This is a genomic window from Pseudomonas sp. BTN1, from assembly GCF_001907715.1.
Taxonomy (GTDB): Bacteria; Pseudomonadota; Gammaproteobacteria; order Pseudomonadales; family Pseudomonadaceae; genus Aquipseudomonas; species Aquipseudomonas paracarnis.
The window spans coordinates 19,334-35,769 of sequence record NZ_MPBM01000014.1 but is presented as its reverse complement, the minus strand read 5'-3'; the positions used below and the strand labels follow the sequence as shown (position 1 = coordinate 35,769).

Below are 16,436 nucleotides of genomic sequence, written 5' to 3'. Positions count from 1 at the left end.
TATGCTGGCATAGTATCTACACAACGCTGTAGGGCGCAACGGTAACCACGATGCGAAGCGAGCCGCTCTTGATCTTGATCTGCTTTTGATCTTGATCTTAGGCGCCCCGTTAAACCACGCTGGCCGGAATTCGACAGGGATTTGGGGGGTAAACCGGCAGGGATGCCGGTTTAGCCGCCCCGCGCCATGGATGGCGCGTGGCGGCGGCCCCCCAAATCACTGGCGGATTACGGGCACACCGAGCCTAAGCGAGGTGCCGAGTGGTGGGGCGAGGACCTTTTGGTTACTTTTGGGTCCTTCCAAAAGTGACCCGCTGTAAAAGCGGAACCCTAAGTGGCCGTTACCGCAGGAATGGATATGTACACGGTCCAACTGTGTTGACTGTCAGGCCGCCTTCGCAGGCAAGCCAGCTCCCACATTTGAATCGCGGCGCGTTAGTTAGATCGACGCCGGCTGTCAGGCCGTCACGGGAGCAAGCTCCCTCGCCACAGGTTCAGCGTCGCACCAAAATTGTGTAGATACCTATGCATATGCAGGGGAACGCCGGATCGAAACACACCTCGACAAGCCCTCCCAGTGAACTTTCTTGCAAATGCCATGCTCCTTTCCTATGCGAAGTCAGCGCGCCCTGAGCCCAGGGTGCAGAACGATAAGGAGCCGCCACCAACATGACTACCCTCTCCACTTACCCCGTCGTCAGGCCTGGGCCGTTGCACGGGACTTTGCTTGCCGGCACCGTGCCGTTGTTTCTCGGGGCCTTGCTCAGTGATATCGCCTACGGCCAGACCTACCAGATTCAGTGGGCCAATTTCGCCTCCTGGCTTATCGCAGGAGCCTTGGTGTTCTGTGGTTTTGCCCTGCTGTTTGCGCTGGTCAACTTGGTGCGTGCCGAACACAAGGGCGGGCGCCCGGTGGCGTACTTCCTGCTGTTGCTGGGCACTTGGGTGCTTGGCTTGGTCAATGCCTTCCAGCATGCCAAGGACGCCTACGCCATGATGCCCACCGGCTTGGTGCTGTCGGCGATTGTCACCGTGCTGGCGCTTGTCGCCACCTGGATTGGCTTGACCAACCTGCGCTCAGGAGCTGCCCGATGAAACCACTCAACACACTGACCCTGCTCAGCGCCGCCCTGTTGCTGAGTGCCTGTGGCGGCGAAGGTGACAAGACCCAGGCACGCGGCCCTGACCCCAAGCTGCCCGAACAACAAAGCAGCCTGTTGCCGAGCATGAAGATTGCCGAGCCCACGCCGTGGGGCGATCAAAAGCCCAAGGTACCCGAAGGCTACAGCGTCACCGCCATCGCCACCGACCTTGCGATCCCGCGCCAGACCCTGGTGCTGCCCAACGGCGATATCCTGGTGGCCGAAGGCCGTGGCGGCAGTGCGGCCAAGCTCAAGCCCAAGGACGTGATCGCCAGTGTGATCAAGGCCCAGGGCAACACCAAGGTCAAGGGCGGCAACCGCATTACGCTGCTGCGTGACGCCGACGGTGACGGCACCTATGAACTCAAGACGGTATTCGCCGACAACCTCAACGCTCCCTACGGGCTGGCATTCGCCGACGGCAAACTGTATGTGGCCAACCAAGACGCACTGGTGCGCTTTGACTACGCCGACGGCCAGACCAAGGCCAGCGCCCCGCCCGTCAAAGTCACCGACCTGCCGGCGCAGATCAACCATCACTGGACCAAGTCATTGGCCGTCAGTGACGACGGGCGTCAGCTGTATGTGGGCATCGGTTCCAACAGCAACATCACCGAACGCGGCATGGAAGTGGAGATCGACCGCGCAATGGTCTGGCAGATCGATGCCGCCACCGGTGCGCATAAGCCCTACGCTACAGGCCTGCGCAATCCGACGGCGCTGACCATCCAACCGGGCTCAGGGCAACTGTGGACCGTGGTCAACGAGCGCGATGAACTCGGCCCCGACCTGGTGCCAGACTACCTGACATCGGTGCGTGAAGGTGCCTTCTACGGCTGGCCCTACAGCTACTGGGGCCAGAACGTCGACCCCCGCGCACAACCGCAAAACCCGGCCAAGGTGGCTGCGGCGATCAAACCCGATTACAGCCTGGGCTCCCATGTGGCCGCGTTGGGCGTGGATTTCTCCATCCCTGCCATGGGTGAAAAATTCGCTGACGGCGCGTTTGTCGGCGAGCACGGTAGTTGGAACCGTGACAACCCAGTGGGCTACAAGGTGATCTTCGTGCCGTTCAGCAACGGCAAACCGGCGGGCGAGCCCATCGACTTTGCCACCGGCTTCCGCGGCGACGACGGCAAGACCCGTGGGCGTCCAGTGGGGGTGACGGTGGACCCCAAAGGCGCGCTGATCATTGCCGACGACTTGGCCAATACGATTTGGCGCGTCACGCGTAACCAATAACCGCAGATGACAGGGGCTGCGACGCCCCTGTCAGCCGTCACTCTGCAATTGTGCGTCAAGCCAGGCCAACAACGCCGTAATCTCCTCCCGACTGCCCGTCCCTTGCTGCCTGTAGACCGAAATAGCCTCGGGCAAAAACACGCTTTCTGCGCAGGGCCGCACCAGCGCCCCACTCTCTATCAGCCGGCTTGCGGTACGACGCCAACCCATGGCGATACCGTGCCCTTCCACGGCAGCTTGCAACATCAGCGGGTAACTGTCGAAGGTGGCACTGCGCGCATCCCTGGGCAACGTGTGGCCGAACATCTGCAGCCACTCATCCCATTCCATCAAGTGCGGCGGCTCGGAGCTGTGGTGCAGAAATGTACAGGGCTGTAATTCAGTCAGCGCTAACGGCTTTTCCGGGCAGAGGTAGCCGGGGCTGCACACCGGGAACACCTCGTCGGAGGCGGTGAACATCAACGTATGGCTGCCACTGGCGCGCCGGGTACTTTGCAGGGCCACATCGAAATGCCCGTCGAACTGGGTGATCGGCCGCGTACAGGTCACCACCTGGATCTCGATCTGCGGGTATTGCTGGTGGAAGGTCGCCAGACGCGGCATCAACCAATAGAACGCCTCGCATAGCTGGCATAGCAGTACCACGCGATTGCGCTGGGGCGATGTTCTCAGGCTGACCGCGCCCTCACTGATGCTGTGCAAGGCCTGGCTGACCACCCGCCCCAGCTCACGCCCTTCTTGCGTCAGGAACACCCCACGGTTGCGCCGACAAAACAGCTTGACCCCCAGGTTGTCCTCCAGCCCGCGAATCTGCCGACTGATAGCGGCCTGGGTGAGGTGCAATTCATCGGCCGCCTTGGAGAAACTCTCCAGGCGCGCCGCCGCTTCAAACGGCAACAAACTGGCCAGCGGCGGTAAGGTTTTGCCAAGTGCATTCATAATCTGTGGTTATGCATCCAAGGCTGAAAACTCGTTTGTAGCACACCCGCCGCGCTGGGCACCATGACTCCCTCACTTCATGGAGCAGCCTGATGACCACCGCCCGCGCCTCACTCTTTACCGGTGTGATATTGGCCGTTGTCGCCACCCTGGGCTGGGCGCTGAACTTCATTGCGCCCTACGTCACCGGCGTCTACAGCCTCTACGACTTGATGGCCGTACGGTTCCTGATGGCCGGTGGGCTGGGCATCGCCTGGATGATGGTGTGCAGGGCGCAATTGAGTGCACTCAGCTGCGGCCAGTGCCTGCTCGCCGCAGCACTGGGCGCACTGGGTTGCCTCGGTTATGGCGTGTGCATTGCTGGCGGTGTGATGTTCGGCGGCCCGGTGCTGACGCCAGCGTTTGTCGGCATGGTCCCGGTGCTACTGGCGTTGATAGGCAACGCCAGTCACAAGACCCTGCAATGGCGCCAGTTGGTGATGCCGTTGTCCTGCCTCACTGTGGGGCTGTTGCTGGCGACAGTCAGCAGCCTCCACCTGCCCGCCTCCGGCACCGGTTCCTGGCTGCCGGGGTTGTGTTTCTCCCTGGGCGCAGTGGCCTTGTGGCTGGGCTTCAGCGTCATCAATCAACAGCAACTGGCACGCCTGCCTGCCCGCGCAACCGACCTGTGGACCGCCTTGATGCTGGTAGGCGCAGGCGGCGCGGCGCTGTGCCTGCTGCCGTGGCTATACACGCTGGGCTTGTTCCGGTTGCCGACCCTTGGCGCGGGCTGGAACCAGGCATGGCCGCTGTATGCCTGGAGCCTGGGCATCGCGGTGATGTCTACGGTGGTCGGCGCCTGGGCCTGGAACGCGGCAACGCAGCGCCTGCCCATGGTACTGAGTGGCCAATTGATTGCCCTGGAATCACTCTTCGCCAGCCTGCTCGGTCTAGGCTTTCACCGGCGCTGGCCGACGCCAATGGAAGCCGTGGGCCTGGCTGCCGTGCTCGTCGGCGTGGTCATGGCGGTTCGTATCCTCCTGGCGCAGGCAAAACCCGCCACAACCCATCAGACCTTCGGGGAGATTCAACCATGACCCATTCAAACGACGCACTGGCACTGCCCCACACCTTTGACTTTCGCAATCAAACTGTGCGCTGGGGCCAGCTGGGTACCCAGGGGCCGGCGCTGGTGATGGTGCATGGCACGCCGTTCTCTTCCCATGTGTGGCGGCGTATCGCGCCCTTGTTTGCCCAGCAGTACCGCGTGTTCTATTACGACCTGCTTGGCTATGGGCAGTCTGAACAGGCGCCGGGCCAGGACGTGTCTCTGGGCGTGCAAAACCTGTTGCTCGCCGCCCTGCTACACCATTGGGGCCTGGAACGCCCCCATGTGCTGGCCCATGATTTTGGCGGCGCCACGGCGCTGCGTGCGCATCTGCTCGATGGCTGCGACTATGCCAGCCTGACCTTGATCGACCCCGTCGCCATGGCGCCCTGGGGTTCGCCGCTGGTGCAGCATGTGCGCCGCCATGAACAGGCCTTCAGCGAAGCGCCGGCCTATATCCATGAGGCGATTGTGCGTGCCTATCTACAGGGCGCCGCCTTCACGCCGCTACCTGCCGAGGTGCTGCTCGCCTACGTCACGCCCTGGACAGGCGAGATTGGCCAGCCCGCCTTCTATCGTCAGATTGCCCAGATGGACCAGCGCTATACCGACCAGATTGAAGAGCGGCTCGCCGAGCTGCGTTGCCCGGTGCAACTGCTCTGGGGCGAAGAAGACCAATGGATCAACGTGGCACAGGGCGACGCGCTCGCAGGTAGATTAGGTGCACGCTACCTGCGCGTCCCGCGTGCGGGGCATCTGGTGCAAGAGGATGCGCCCGAGGTCATCACCGCTGCCTTGATGACCTTTCTAGGCGGCGTTACAGGTCAGTGATTTCCTTGTGGCGCGGCACCAGCGTCTTCATCACGCTCCAGGCCACCAGGTAAGCCAGGGCGCAGATGGCAAACATGATCATGTAGCCGGTATGGATGTCGTTGATGGACTTGTAATAGTCGAACACCCAGCCGCCGATCTTGGTCATGAGCACGCCGCCCAGGCCACCGGCCATGCCGCCAATGCCGACCACCGAGGCCACGGTTTTCTGCGGGAACATGTCGGACACGGTGGTGAAAATGTTGCATGACCACGCCTGGTGTGCCGAAGCGCCCACACCGATCAGCAGCACCGGCACCCAGAAGCTGAGGTAACCCAACGACTGCGCCAGCAACACCACGAGCGGGAACAGCGCAATCACCAGCATCGCTTTCATGCGCCCGTCATAGGGGGCATCGCCGCGCGCCATGAAGTAGCTGGGGAACCAGCCGCCGCCAATACTGCCGACCATGGTCATGCTGTACAGCACCGCCAGCGGCATCACGATATCGGCGCCTTTCATGCCGTATTGGGCAGACAGGTAAGTGGGCAGCCAGAACAGGAAAAACCACCACACGCCGTCGGTCATGAACTTGCCGAAGGCAAACGCCCAGGTCTGGCGGTAGGTCAACAGTTTGAACCAGGAGACTTTCTTTTCTGCGGTGCCCGTCGGTGCCGGGGTAAACGGTTGTACGGTCTGGTCGCTGCGGATGTAGGCGAGTTCCTCAGGTGACAGGCGTTTTTGCTGCTCCGGTTTTTCGTAAACGGCGGCCCACACGGCTACCCAGACAAAACCCAGCATGCCGATGACCATAAACGCCGCCTCCCAACCCCACAGGCCGGCAATCAGAGGGACACAGATCGGCGCCAGGATCGCGCCGACGTTGGCGCCGGAATTGAAGATACCGGTGGCCAGGGAGCGTTCTTTCTTGGGGAAATATTCGGCAGTGGCCTTGATCGCGATCGGGAAGTTACCCGCTTCGCCAATCGCCAACACCGCCCGCGACATCATGAAGCCGGCGATCGACACCGGGATCACCGCCAGGCCAATGGCACCACTGACGGCTGCGATACCCTCGCCCATCGGCACCGCAAACGCATGCATGATCGCGCCGGTGGACCAGATACCAATGGCTACCACATAGGCGGCCTTGGTGCCGATCCTGTCGACGAAGCGCCCAGCAAACAGCATGGAAATGGCGTAGACGAACTGGAACACCGCCGCGATGTTGGCGTAGTCGGTGTTGCTCCAGCCAAACTGCGTCGACAGTTGTGGTGCCAACAGGCTGAGCACCTGACGGTCGAGGTAATTGACCGTGGTCGCGAAAAACAACATCGCGCAGATCGTCCAGCGATAGCTGCCGACCGCCTGGCCGACACGAAGGGCACTGATGGGCTCGTTCAGATTCATGGCATCACTTTTTATTTTTGTTAGGTAGGACATATGTAACGTCATATGTCGTCGTACAACTGAGAGTTTTATAGCGAGACGCCCACGCAGTGTCAATCGCAAAGATTGCCGCTTATCGAGGATTTACGCGGAATAGGAAAATGTCAGGCTTGTGCAGTTGTAGGATGACAAACCCTGAGCACCAGGCTGGGCGCTTGGCCGGGTACATCATCCAGCAGGCCAAAACGTTGCATGCCGAGCTTCTCCAATACGCGGATCGACGCAGCATGATCGGGTCGCACTAACCCGAAGACTTCCGGTAGAGATAGCGTGTCAAACGCCAGCGCCAGGGCATCCCTCCCCAGTTCAGTGGCATACCCCTGCCCCCAGGCCTCGACGGCCAGGCGATAGCCAAGGTTGATGCGCTGCTGCGTCAGGTAGTTAAGTGGCGCAATGCCGCCAAACCCGATGATGTGCTCGGGGCTCTCTTTGCAGGCAATCGCCCACCAGCCGTAACCGTGGGAGGCCCACTGTTGAATCCAGTGATCCAATAGCCGTTGTGCCGCATCCAGGTTGGGCAGCGGGCCGGCAGGATTGAACAAGTTGGTCTGTGGATCGCCGAAGATCGCGAACAATCGCTGAACGTCTGCGGCCCGTGGTTGGCGGTAGGTAAGGCGTGAATAGCTGCATGGCATATGAATGACTTCCCTGCTTTGCCTGACTGACAATGACAATTCCCCCGTGGGAGCGCTCGAGCTTTAGCGAGGCCGCGATGGCGACAGTTCAGGCAACACAAATGCCAACAGTACCGCCGCCTTCGTAGCCTCGCCGGGGCTCGACAACTCCCACATCGGTTATGCGCCTGGCACAAATCCCCTGTGGGAGCGGGCTTGCTCGCGAAGGCGGTGTGTCAGTCACTGAATCTATGACTGAACCACCGTTTTCGCAGGCAAGCCAGCTCCCACATTTGATCTGTTTTGCCAATAGCCATGCTTCGGCCTCCAGAACCCGGCATTTTTACCCCCGTGAGAAAAAATACACAAAGCGGTGAATTATTTCGTGTCCACTTGTATCTGAACTGACAGAGCGGTGCCATCGTAGCGATGGCACCTCCCCTGTTCAGCTCTTGAGTGGCCCGCATGAAACTACGTAAAAAACGCGTCAAACCCATCGGATTGAAAGACATCACCATTGTCGACGACAACAAGATGCGCAAGGCGATCACCGCCGCCGCACTTGGCAATGCCATGGAATGGTTCGACTTTGGCGTCTATGGCTTTGTCGCCTATGTGCTGGGCAAGGTGTTCTTCCCCGACGCTTCCCCCAGCGTGCAGATGATCGCAGCACTGGCCACCTTCTCCGTACCTTTCCTGATTCGCCCGCTGGGCGGCCTGTTCTTCGGCGCACTGGGCGATAAGTACGGGCGGCAAAAAGTCCTGGCCGCCACCATCGTGATCATGTCTCTGAGCACGTTCGCCATTGGCTTGATCCCCGGCTATGCCTCCATTGGCATCTGGGCCCCGATCCTGTTGCTGCTGTGCAAAATGGCCCAGGGTTTCTCGGTGGGCGGTGAGTACACCGGCGCGTCGATTTTCGTGGCTGAATATGCTCCGGACCGCAAGCGCGGTTTCCTTGGCAGTTGGCTGGACTTCGGCTCCATCGCCGGTTTCGTGCTCGGCGCGGGTGTGGTGGTGTTGATCTCCACCGTGCTCGGTGAAGCAGAATTCGAGGCCTGGGGCTGGCGCTTGCCGTTCTTCCTCGCCCTGCCCCTGGGCATCATCGGCCTGTACCTGCGCCACGCGCTGGAAGAGACCCCGGCGTTTCAACAGCATGTCGACAAACTCGAACAGGGTGACCGCGAAGGCCTGAGCCACGGCCCCAAAGTCTCGTTCAAGGAAATCGCCACCAAGCATTGGCGCAGCCTGCTGACCTGCATTGGTATCGTCGCGGCCACCAACGTGACCTACTACATGCTGCTCACCTACATGCCGAGCTACCTGTCCCACAACCTGCACTATGCCGAAAACAGCGGCGTGCTGATCATCATTGCGATCATGGTCGGCATGTTGTTCGTGCAGCCGTTCATTGGTTTTGTCAGCGACAAGATCGGCCGCAAGCCGTTCATCATCGCCGGCAGCATCGGCCTGCTGTTCCTGTCGATTCCGGCCTTCATGCTGATCACCAGCGGCAAGACCGGCCTGATTTTCGGCGGTCTGTTGATTCTGGCGGTGGTGCTGAACTTCTTTATCGGTGTGATGGCGTCGACCTTGCCGGCAATGTTCCCCACCCACCTGCGCTACAGCGCCCTGGCTAGCGCCTTCAACGTCTCGGTACTGATCGCCGGTGTTACGCCGACCGCCGTGGCCTGGCTGGTGGAGAGCACCAACGACCTGTACATGCCCGCCTATTACCTGATGGTGTTTGCGGTGGTTGGCCTGATCACGGGCCTGACCATGAAGGAAACCGCCAACAAGCCCCTGCGTGGCGCGGCCCCGGCGGCTTCCGACATGGAAGAAGCCAAGGAGCTGCTGCAGGAGCATCACGACAATATCGAGCAGAAAATCGAAGACATCGATGCCGAGATTGCCGCGCTGCAAACCAAGCGGGAAAACCTGGTACAGCAACACCCGCGCATCAACTAATAACTTGACTGTGCGTGGTCGCGGCCTGCGACCACGCCATTGGAGCGTTCAGCATGGTTTCAAGCGTCACCGCCGCACACAGGTTACTCAGCGCAGACGAGCGCGCCGCCATTGCCGAAATTGAAGCAACCACCAATATCCTCAAGCTGGTCACTCGTCTGACCGGGATGAGATTCGCCGGCATCGCCAAGTTCACCGACCAGGAATGGGTGGTGTGTTCGGCCTACGACCCGCTACAAATGGGCATCAACGTCGACGACGTACTCGACCTGGAAACCACCCTGTGCAGTGAGTTCTGCATCAACCCACACACCCTGTTCGTCCCCCAGATCAGCCAGAACGGCCGTTTCGCGTCACGCCCGGTGGTCAAGCAATACGCCATCGAAAGCTACGCCGGTGCGCCGATCTTTCTGCCCGATGGCCGCCTGTTCGGGGCGCTGTGTGCGCTGGACTCACGGGCCATGCTGTTCGACGACCCGAACCTGCCGGAAACCCTGAGCCTGTTCGCACGGCTTATCGGCTGCATCTTCTACGCTAATCTGACCCCGGCGGATCACTGACACCCGCCCGGCCCCGCAGTGCTGCCATATCACGCTTGGGCGGCACCCCGAACAGCCGGCTGTACTCACGGCTGAATTGCGACGGGCTCTCATACCCGACTTTGAACGCGGCACTGGAGACATCCTGGTGCTCGTTCAACATCAATCGTCGTGCTTCATTCAGACGCAGCCATTTCTGGTATTGCAGCGGGCTCATCGCGGTCAGTTGCCGGAAGTGATGGTGAAAGGTCGCCGCGCTCATTTGCACCCGCGCTGCCAGCTCTTCCACACGCAGGGCCGCGTCGAAATTCAACTTCAGCCAGTCGATCACCTTGGCAATTCGATAGCCCTGCCCGTCCACCGAGCAGATCTGGCGCAGTCGGCCGGCCTGGTCGCTTTTCAATAGCCGGTAATGAATCTCGCGCTGGATCAATGGCGCGAGTACCGGGATAGCCTCGGGTTCATCCAGCAACGCCACTAGGCGCGCGAATGCGGCCAGCATGCCGTCGGTGACCGTGCCGATCCCCACGCCCTTCATGACCGCGCGCTCACGCACCGGTGGCAAGCCACCCTGGGCGATCAGCTCGGCGAGCATGCGCAGGTCCAGCTTGAACGTCAGCCCCAGGCACGGCTGCTCGGGGCTGGCCGCCAGCACCTCGGAATTGGCCGGAATGTCCAGCGACGTCACCAGGAACCGGGACGTGTCGTAGGGGTAGCCCTCGCCGCCGACCCACAACTGCTTCTCGCCCTGGGCCACCAGCACGATGCACGGCTCAACCATGCACACCACCGGCGCAGCGGGTTGCTCACGCCGATAAAAGCCCAGGCCGGGGATCGGCATGGCGTAGTCGCCGGGCGACGGGGTGCGCGAACCAATCGACTGGATCAGCGCGTTCAGTGGGGCGGGAGTGGACGTCATGACAGACCCTTTCAATGCTTCATTGCACTTTACCCGCGCAAGTCACGGGCGTCGTCATCTGGCGCTGAAACTCAGAGGATCAGGCAAGTAATCCACTCAAATGCACTACAGAAGCCCTGCCGTCACCCGGAAAATGTGCGGACACTTCACAAGGAACATCCCTATGAAACGCCTCTTGCTCGCCCTGGGTTTGCTGGTGACTTCTCTTTCTTCATTTGGAGCCGATATGTCTAACGGTGCGGATAACTTCTACAGCAGCGACACAGTGACGGCCGAACCTGTCACCTTCAACAATCAATACGGCATGCAGGTCGCAGGCACGCTGTTCGTGCCCAAGCACCTTGCCCCAGGCTCAAAGCACGCAGCCCTTGTCGTCGGCCACCCGATGGGCGCCGTCAAAGAGCAAAGCGCCAACCTCTACGCCACCAAAATGGCTGAACAGGGTTTCGTGACCCTGTCCCTGGACCTGTCGTTCTGGGGCCAAAGCGCCGGTACGCCGCGCAACGCGGTGTTGCCCGACCTCTACGTGGAAGACTTCAGCGCCGCCGTGGACTTTCTCGGCACTCGCCCACAGGTCGACCGGGAACGCATCGGTGCCATCGGCATTTGTGGCAGCGGCAGTTTTGTGATCAGTGCTGCGAAGATCGATTCGCGTCTCAAGGCAATCGCCACCGTCAGCATGTACGACATGGGCGCGGCCAACCGCAATGGCCTCAAGCACGGCATGACCTTGCAACAGCGCCAGCAGATCCTGCGCCAGGCCGCCAACCAGCGCTATGTAGAGTTCCAGGGCGGCGAGACCCTCTACACCGGTGGCACGCCGCAGAGCCTCACGGGCGACCCGGTCGGCGACGAGTTCTACGACTTCTACCGCACCCCCCGCGGCGAAGTCACCCCGGCAGGCGCCTCATCGCAGACCACCACCCGGCCGACGCTGACCAGTAACGTCAAGTTCATGAACTTCTACCCCTTCAACGATATCGAGACGATCTCGCCGCGCCCACTGCTGCTGATTACCGGGGCCAACGCGCACTCCCGTGAATTCAGTGAAGACGCCTATCAACGCGCCGCCGAGCCCAAGCAATTGCTGATCATCCCCAACGCCGGCCATGTAGACCTGTACGACCGCGTCGAACTGATCCCGTTTGACACGCTCACCACCTTCTTCCAGAGCCACTTGCAGTGAGCTCCGTTATCCCTCAACCGCAACGCTGGGGCGCGGTGCTGGCGATGTCGCTCGCGGCGTTTGCCTTGGTCGCCTCCGAGTTCATGCCGGTCAGCCTGCTCACACCGCTGGCCGCTGACTTGCACATCACTGAAGGCCAGGCCGGCCAGGGCATTTCCGTGTCCGGGGTGTTTGCCTTGCTCACCAGCCTGGTGATCGCGGCGGTTGCCGCGAGGATGGATCGCAAGCGCCTGCTGATGGCCCTGACCCTGCTGATGATCCTCTCTGGCAGCGTGGTGGCGTTCGCACCGAATTACGCGGTGTTCATGTTCGGGCGCGCATTGATTGGGGTGGCGATTGGCGGTTTCTGGTCGCTGTCGGCGGCCACGGCAATGCGCCTGGTCGAGCCCGCCCAAGTGCCACGGGCCTTGGCCATCGTCAACGGTGGCAACGCCCTGGCGACGGTGATCGCGGCGCCGCTGGGCAGCTTTCTTGGCGGCCTGATTGGCTGGCGCGGCGCATTTTTTTGCGTGGTGCCGGTGGCCGTGATTGCGCTGGCCTGGCTGTGGCTGAGCTTGCCTGCGCTCAAGCACAGCGGCGCAGCGAACACCGGCAATGCACTGCGCCTGCTGAAAAACTCCAAGGTGGCCGTGGGCATGTGCGCCGTCAGCCTGTTCTTCATGGGCCAGTTCATGCTGTTCACTTACCTGCGGCCGTTCCTGGAAGGCGTGACCCGGGTCGAGGTGTCCACCCTGTCGCTGATGCTGCTGGTGCTCGGCCTGGCCGGTCTGGCGGGTACGGTGTTGATTGAGCATTTGCTCAAGCGTCATTTGTACCCGACGCTGATTGCCATCCCGCTGATCATGGCGGGCATCGCCCTTGCACTGGTGGGGCTCGGCGGTTCAGCGATTGTCACCACCGTGCTGTTGGGCTGCTGGGGCCTGGTAGCGACAGCTGCACCGGTTGGCTGGTGGACATGGCTGGCGCGCACCTTGCCCGACGACGCTGAGGCCGGCGGGGGGTTGATGGTCGCCATCATCCAGTTGGCGATTGCCGCCGGTGCCACCGTCGGTGGTGTGGCATTCGACTTGAGCGGTTATCAGGCCACCTTCGAGTTGAGCGCCGCCTTGCTGGTAGTCGCCACGCTGCTGGCTTACCTGGCATCCCGGCGCCCTGCTCATGCGCGCATGGCGAGCGACGCTATTTGAAAAAATGACTCGGCGTTTTGCCAAACTGTTTCTTGAACATGCTGGTAAAAGCGCTGGGGCTTTCGTAGCCCAACTCAAACGCCACATCGATGATCTTCTCCCCCACCGCAATGCGCTCCAGCGCCAGCAGCAACCGCGCCTGCTGGCGCCATTGGCCGAAGGTCATGCCGGTTTCCTTACGGAACAGGCGCTGGATGGTGGTCTGGTCCAATCCCAACCGCGCACTCCAGTCGGCGACGGTGGAGGCATCACTCGGTTCATCCTGCAACGCCAGGCAGATCGGGCTCAGGCGCGGGTCCGCAGGCTGCGGCAAAGACAGCGGCAAAGCCGGCAGGATGGCCAGTTCATCAAGAATCAGGTGCATGATCCTCGCGTCCCGTGAGTCCTCGGCATACGGCGGTTTCAAGCTCACCGAGGCCTTGATCAGTTCGCTCAGCAGCGGCGAGACCGTCACCGTCTTGGGCTCGGCCGGCAAGTTGGGGAAGCTGTCCGGGCGCACGAACACGCTGCGCATCTTCAGCGTACCTACGCAGCGCAGTGAGTGAACTTGACCGCAAGGCATCCAGAAGCCACGATTGGGCGGCACCGTCCATTGCCTCAGGGCCGAGTACACCACCATCACACCGCCAATGGCGTACAGCAGTTGGTGCTTGTTGTGGCTGTGTTCGGGGATCACCCAGTTTTCGGGGTAATCGGTGGCCGAACTGATGACGGCCCAGTCGCCCTCATCGATCTCTCGCAGAAATTTATCCAGTGATTTGATCATTTCGCCCTTTTTGCGATGGTTTCTGCCCGAATTGCGCGAGACAGGCATTGGCGCCGAATCTAGCATAAACGCCGAGTCCAGATGGAGTGGCGGTTCACATCACCGCCGCCCGCCTCCACGCCTGTCAGTTGCCTTGTACGGAATGCCCGCATGTCCACAGTCACAGCGTCACCCGCCGCACCTTCGACCAGCTCGCAAGTAAGCCCCTTAGTCATGCGCGTCCTGGGCGCCTGTGCCCTGGCGCACCTGATCAATGACTTGATCCAGGCGGTACTGCCGTCGATCTACCCGATGCTCAAGGCCAACTACGGCCTGAGCTTTACCCAGGTTGGCCTGATCACCCTGACCTTCCAGTTGACCGCCTCCCTGCTGCAACCGTGGATCGGCTACCACACCGACCGCCACCCCAAACCCTGGTTATTACCAGCGGGCATGGTGTGCACCTTGATCGGCATCTTGATGCTGGCCTTTGTCGGCAACTTCCCAGCGATATTGCTCGCGGCAGCGCTGGTAGGTGTGGGCTCATCGACCTTCCACCCGGAAACCTCCCGCGTCGCACGCCTGGCTTCCGGTGGGCGCTACGGCCTGGCGCAATCGACCTTCCAGGTCGGCGGCAACACCGGCAGCGCTTTCGGCCCGTTGCTGGCGGCGGCGATCATCATTCCCTACGGCCAAAGCCACATTGCCTGGTTCGGCCTGTTTGCGGTGTTCGCCATCCTGGTGCTGTACGGCTTGAGCCGCTGGTACCGCCACCACCTCAACCTGTTCAAGCTCAAGCAAGGCGGCCAGGCCACCCACGGTTTGTCCAAAGGCCGCGTGACCTTCGCCCTGGTGGTATTGGCTGTGCTGGTGTTCTCCAAATACTGGTACATGACCAGCCTGACCAGTTACTTCACGTTCTACCTGATCGAAAAATTCCAGCTGTCGGTAGCCAGCTCGCAGATGTACCTGTTCCTGTTTCTCGGCGCAGTGGCCGTGGGCACCTTTGCCGGTGGCCCGATCGGCGACAAGATCGGCCGCAAGAAAGTCATCTGGTTTTCGATCCTCGGCGCCGCACCGTTCACCCTGGCCCTGCCCTACGTCGACCTGTTCTGGACCGCCGTACTCAGCGTGGTCATCGGCTTTATCATCGCCTCGGCGTTCTCGGCCATCGTGGTGTTTGCCCAGGAACTGGTGCCGGGCAATGTGGGCATGATCGCCGGGATATTCTTCGGCCTGATGTTCGGCTTCAGCGGGATCGGCGCGGCGCTGCTCGGGATGCTCGCTGACCATCACGGCATCGAATACGTGTACAAGCTGTGCTCGTTCCTGCCGCTGGTGGGTATCCTGACGGTACTGCTGCCTTCTACCAAGGGGGTCTGATTGGTTGGGCTGGACTGCAAGCCAACGGGTACCTGACTGACTCCACGCCCCCCAAATGTGGGAGCGGGCTTGCTCGCGAAGACGGTGGCACAACCTATGAGGTTCTTGACTGTCACACCGCCTTCGCGAGCAAGCCCGCACCCACAGCGCATCGCTGGCCACGTAAGCTACCCCCCAGCCGTGCTACAGGTCATGACCGACCCTCACACTGCGCCCGGTCTTCACCGACTCCAACGCACAATCAGCCAGATGCAACGCATACAGGCCATCGCGCATACTGGTGGGCAACTCGCGCCCCTCGTTCAACGCATCGATGAACTGCGTCAGCTCATTGCGATACGCATCCGCGTAACGCTCAAGGAAAAAATGCTGCAACGGCTCCAGCGCTTCGGTGTGCTCAGCGCTCCAATGGCGCACGGTGCTGGGCCGGTGATTGTCGGTCAGCAGCACGCCGCTGGCGCCGGAAACTTCTACGCGCTGGTCATAGCCATACACCGCCTGGCGGCAGCAGTTGATATGGCATTGTTTGCCCGAAGCGGTGCGTAGCAAAACCATGACGCTGTCGTAGTCGTCGATCTGCTCCAGGGTCGGGTCCACCAGGCGACTGGCGAAGGCGCTGACTTCTACCGGTTCCTCGCCGAGCAAATGGCGAGCGGTGTCAAAGTCATGGATGGTCATGTCGCGCAGGATCCCGCCAGAGTGTTCCAGATAGTCACGCGGTGCCAGGCCAGGGTCGCGACTGGTGATGATCACCTGGCGCACGACGCCGATCTGGCCGGCGTCCAGCGCCTGGCGCAGGCGCAGCATGTCCGGGTCGAAGCGCCGGTTGAAACCGAGCATTACCTTGCCGCCCTGGCGCTCCACGGTTTGCGCCGCGCTGCGCGCCTTGGCGATGTCCAGGTCGATGGGTTTTTCGCAGAGCACCGCCTTGCCCTGGGCCACCGCAGCCAGCAACAGGTCGATGTGGGTGTCGGTGGGCGTGCCGATCACCACCGCATCGATGTCCTCGCGGCTCAGCACGGCGGCGCAGTCATACGCGGCTTCACACCCCAACTGGGTGCTCAAGGCATCGACACCTGCGCGCCAGGGATCGGCCACCAGCGCCAGCGTGGCATTGGGATGGGCGGCAACGTTGGCGGCGTGGATCTTGGCGATGCGCCCGGCACCTAGAACGGCGATACGTAGCATGGTCGAACTCCTGGATTGTTATTGGACGTGGTATTTCA

General features: G+C 61.4%; 15 protein-coding genes. 9 read left to right on the top strand and 6 right to left on the bottom strand.

What is annotated here, in order from left to right; translation table 11 throughout:
* The first annotated feature begins 668 nt into the window (after positions 1-668).
* A complete protein-coding gene (locus BMH52_RS05680) occupies positions 669-1,094 on the top strand; it encodes a DUF2231 domain-containing protein (RefSeq protein WP_032902939.1) in 426 nt (141 codons plus the stop codon).
* Positions 1,091-2,383 (top strand): sorbosone dehydrogenase family protein, encoded by a 1,293-nt coding sequence (locus BMH52_RS05675; RefSeq protein ID WP_014718638.1) that lies wholly within the window; start codon positions 1,091-1,093, stop codon positions 2,381-2,383. The genes BMH52_RS05680 and BMH52_RS05675 overlap by 4 nt, the downstream gene beginning before the upstream one ends.
* 30 nt (positions 2,384-2,413) lie before the next feature.
* Here BMH52_RS05675 and BMH52_RS05670 read toward each other — a convergent pair whose 3' ends face one another.
* The gene (locus BMH52_RS05670) at positions 2,414-3,322 is read right to left on the bottom strand and encodes a LysR substrate-binding domain-containing protein (protein WP_073843138.1); all 909 of its coding nucleotides are present in this window, start codon (positions 3,320-3,322) and stop codon (positions 2,414-2,416) included.
* Between the two features lie 92 nt (positions 3,323-3,414).
* On the opposite strand from BMH52_RS05670, the gene BMH52_RS05665 reads away from it, so the two are divergent.
* Positions 3,415-4,398 (top strand): DMT family transporter, encoded by a 984-nt coding sequence (locus BMH52_RS05665; protein ID WP_073843136.1) that lies wholly within the window; start codon positions 3,415-3,417, stop codon positions 4,396-4,398.
* Positions 4,395-5,240: an alpha/beta fold hydrolase gene (locus BMH52_RS05660; protein ID WP_072434656.1), complete on the top strand. Its 846-nt coding sequence runs from the start codon at positions 4,395-4,397 to the stop codon at positions 5,238-5,240. The genes BMH52_RS05665 and BMH52_RS05660 overlap by 4 nt, the downstream gene beginning before the upstream one ends.
* Here the strand turns inward: BMH52_RS05660 and BMH52_RS05655 are convergent.
* Positions 5,227-6,630, bottom strand: coding sequence for an MFS transporter (locus BMH52_RS05655; protein WP_073843134.1), 1,404 nt, complete (start codon positions 6,628-6,630; stop codon positions 5,227-5,229). The genes BMH52_RS05660 and BMH52_RS05655 overlap by 14 nt on opposite strands.
* A 143-nt stretch (positions 6,631-6,773) precedes the next feature.
* Positions 6,774-7,304: a GNAT family N-acetyltransferase gene (locus BMH52_RS05650; protein WP_072434658.1), complete on the bottom strand. Its 531-nt coding sequence runs from the start codon at positions 7,302-7,304 to the stop codon at positions 6,774-6,776.
* Positions 7,305-7,748: 444 nt separating this feature from the next.
* Between BMH52_RS05650 and proP the strand changes: the two genes are divergently transcribed.
* Complete coding sequence (gene proP / locus BMH52_RS05645; RefSeq protein WP_014718644.1) at positions 7,749-9,251, top strand: glycine betaine/L-proline transporter ProP; 1,503 nt, start codon at positions 7,749-7,751, stop codon at positions 9,249-9,251.
* A gap of 53 nt (positions 9,252-9,304) precedes the next feature.
* On the top strand, positions 9,305-9,811 hold the full coding sequence (locus BMH52_RS05640) for a GAF domain-containing protein (RefSeq protein WP_014718645.1): 507 nt from the start codon (positions 9,305-9,307) through the stop codon (positions 9,809-9,811).
* On the opposite strand, the gene BMH52_RS05635 is transcribed toward BMH52_RS05640, so the two are convergent.
* Positions 9,786-10,709: an AraC family transcriptional regulator gene (locus tag BMH52_RS05635; RefSeq protein ID WP_073843132.1), complete on the bottom strand. Its 924-nt coding sequence runs from the start codon at positions 10,707-10,709 to the stop codon at positions 9,786-9,788. The two genes, BMH52_RS05640 and BMH52_RS05635, sit on opposite strands and share 26 nt — an antisense overlap.
* A 163-nt stretch (positions 10,710-10,872) precedes the next feature.
* Between BMH52_RS05635 and BMH52_RS05630 the strand changes: the two genes are divergently transcribed.
* Positions 10,873-11,895 (top strand): alpha/beta hydrolase, encoded by a 1,023-nt coding sequence (locus BMH52_RS05630; protein WP_072434659.1) that lies wholly within the window; start codon positions 10,873-10,875, stop codon positions 11,893-11,895.
* Positions 11,892-13,082: an MFS transporter gene (locus BMH52_RS05625; RefSeq protein ID WP_072434660.1), complete on the top strand. Its 1,191-nt coding sequence runs from the start codon at positions 11,892-11,894 to the stop codon at positions 13,080-13,082. The genes BMH52_RS05630 and BMH52_RS05625 overlap by 4 nt, the downstream gene beginning before the upstream one ends.
* Here the strand turns inward: BMH52_RS05625 and BMH52_RS05620 are convergent.
* Positions 13,075-13,896, bottom strand: coding sequence for a helix-turn-helix domain-containing protein (locus BMH52_RS05620; protein WP_014718649.1), 822 nt, complete (start codon positions 13,894-13,896; stop codon positions 13,075-13,077). The genes BMH52_RS05625 and BMH52_RS05620 overlap by 8 nt on opposite strands.
* A gap of 102 nt (positions 13,897-13,998) precedes the next feature.
* Here BMH52_RS05620 and BMH52_RS05615 point away from each other — a divergent pair, with 102 nt between their 5' ends.
* Positions 13,999-15,210, top strand: a complete 1,212-nt coding sequence (locus tag BMH52_RS05615; RefSeq protein WP_072434661.1) for an MFS transporter — start codon at positions 13,999-14,001, stop codon at positions 15,208-15,210.
* A 183-nt stretch (positions 15,211-15,393) separates the two neighbouring features.
* On the opposite strand, the gene iolG is transcribed toward BMH52_RS05615, so the two are convergent.
* Positions 15,394-16,398, bottom strand: a complete 1,005-nt coding sequence (gene iolG / locus BMH52_RS05610) for an inositol 2-dehydrogenase (RefSeq protein ID WP_057975766.1) — start codon at positions 16,396-16,398, stop codon at positions 15,394-15,396.
* Between the last annotated feature and the right edge of the window lie 38 nt (positions 16,399-16,436).

Excerpts from the sequence above, each read along its gene's own strand:
- BMH52_RS05615 (WP_072434661.1), top strand. The coding sequence starts at position 13,999 with ATGTCCACAGTCACAGCGTCACCCGCCGCACCTTCGACCAGCTCGCAA.
- BMH52_RS05640 (WP_014718645.1), top strand. The coding sequence starts at position 9,305 with ATGGTTTCAAGCGTCACCGCCGCACACAGGTTACTCAGCGCAGACGAG.
- BMH52_RS05655 (WP_073843134.1), bottom strand. The coding sequence starts at position 6,630 with ATGAATCTGAACGAGCCCATCAGTGCCCTTCGTGTCGGCCAGGCGGTC.
- BMH52_RS05675 (WP_014718638.1), top strand. The coding sequence starts at position 1,091 with ATGAAACCACTCAACACACTGACCCTGCTCAGCGCCGCCCTGTTGCTG.
- BMH52_RS05660 (WP_072434656.1), top strand. The coding sequence starts at position 4,395 with ATGACCCATTCAAACGACGCACTGGCACTGCCCCACACCTTTGACTTT.
- BMH52_RS05665 (WP_073843136.1), top strand. The coding sequence starts at position 3,415 with ATGACCACCGCCCGCGCCTCACTCTTTACCGGTGTGATATTGGCCGTT.
- BMH52_RS05635 (WP_073843132.1), bottom strand. The coding sequence starts at position 10,709 with ATGACGTCCACTCCCGCCCCACTGAACGCGCTGATCCAGTCGATTGGT.
- iolG (WP_057975766.1), bottom strand. The coding sequence starts at position 16,398 with ATGCTACGTATCGCCGTTCTAGGTGCCGGGCGCATCGCCAAGATCCAC.
- BMH52_RS05650 (WP_072434658.1), bottom strand. The coding sequence starts at position 7,304 with ATGCCATGCAGCTATTCACGCCTTACCTACCGCCAACCACGGGCCGCA.
- BMH52_RS05620 (WP_014718649.1), bottom strand. The coding sequence starts at position 13,896 with ATGCCTGTCTCGCGCAATTCGGGCAGAAACCATCGCAAAAAGGGCGAA.
- BMH52_RS05630 (WP_072434659.1), top strand. The coding sequence starts at position 10,873 with ATGAAACGCCTCTTGCTCGCCCTGGGTTTGCTGGTGACTTCTCTTTCT.
- BMH52_RS05680 (WP_032902939.1), top strand. The coding sequence starts at position 669 with ATGACTACCCTCTCCACTTACCCCGTCGTCAGGCCTGGGCCGTTGCAC.
- proP (WP_014718644.1), top strand. The coding sequence starts at position 7,749 with ATGAAACTACGTAAAAAACGCGTCAAACCCATCGGATTGAAAGACATC.
- BMH52_RS05670 (WP_073843138.1), bottom strand. The coding sequence starts at position 3,322 with ATGAATGCACTTGGCAAAACCTTACCGCCGCTGGCCAGTTTGTTGCCG.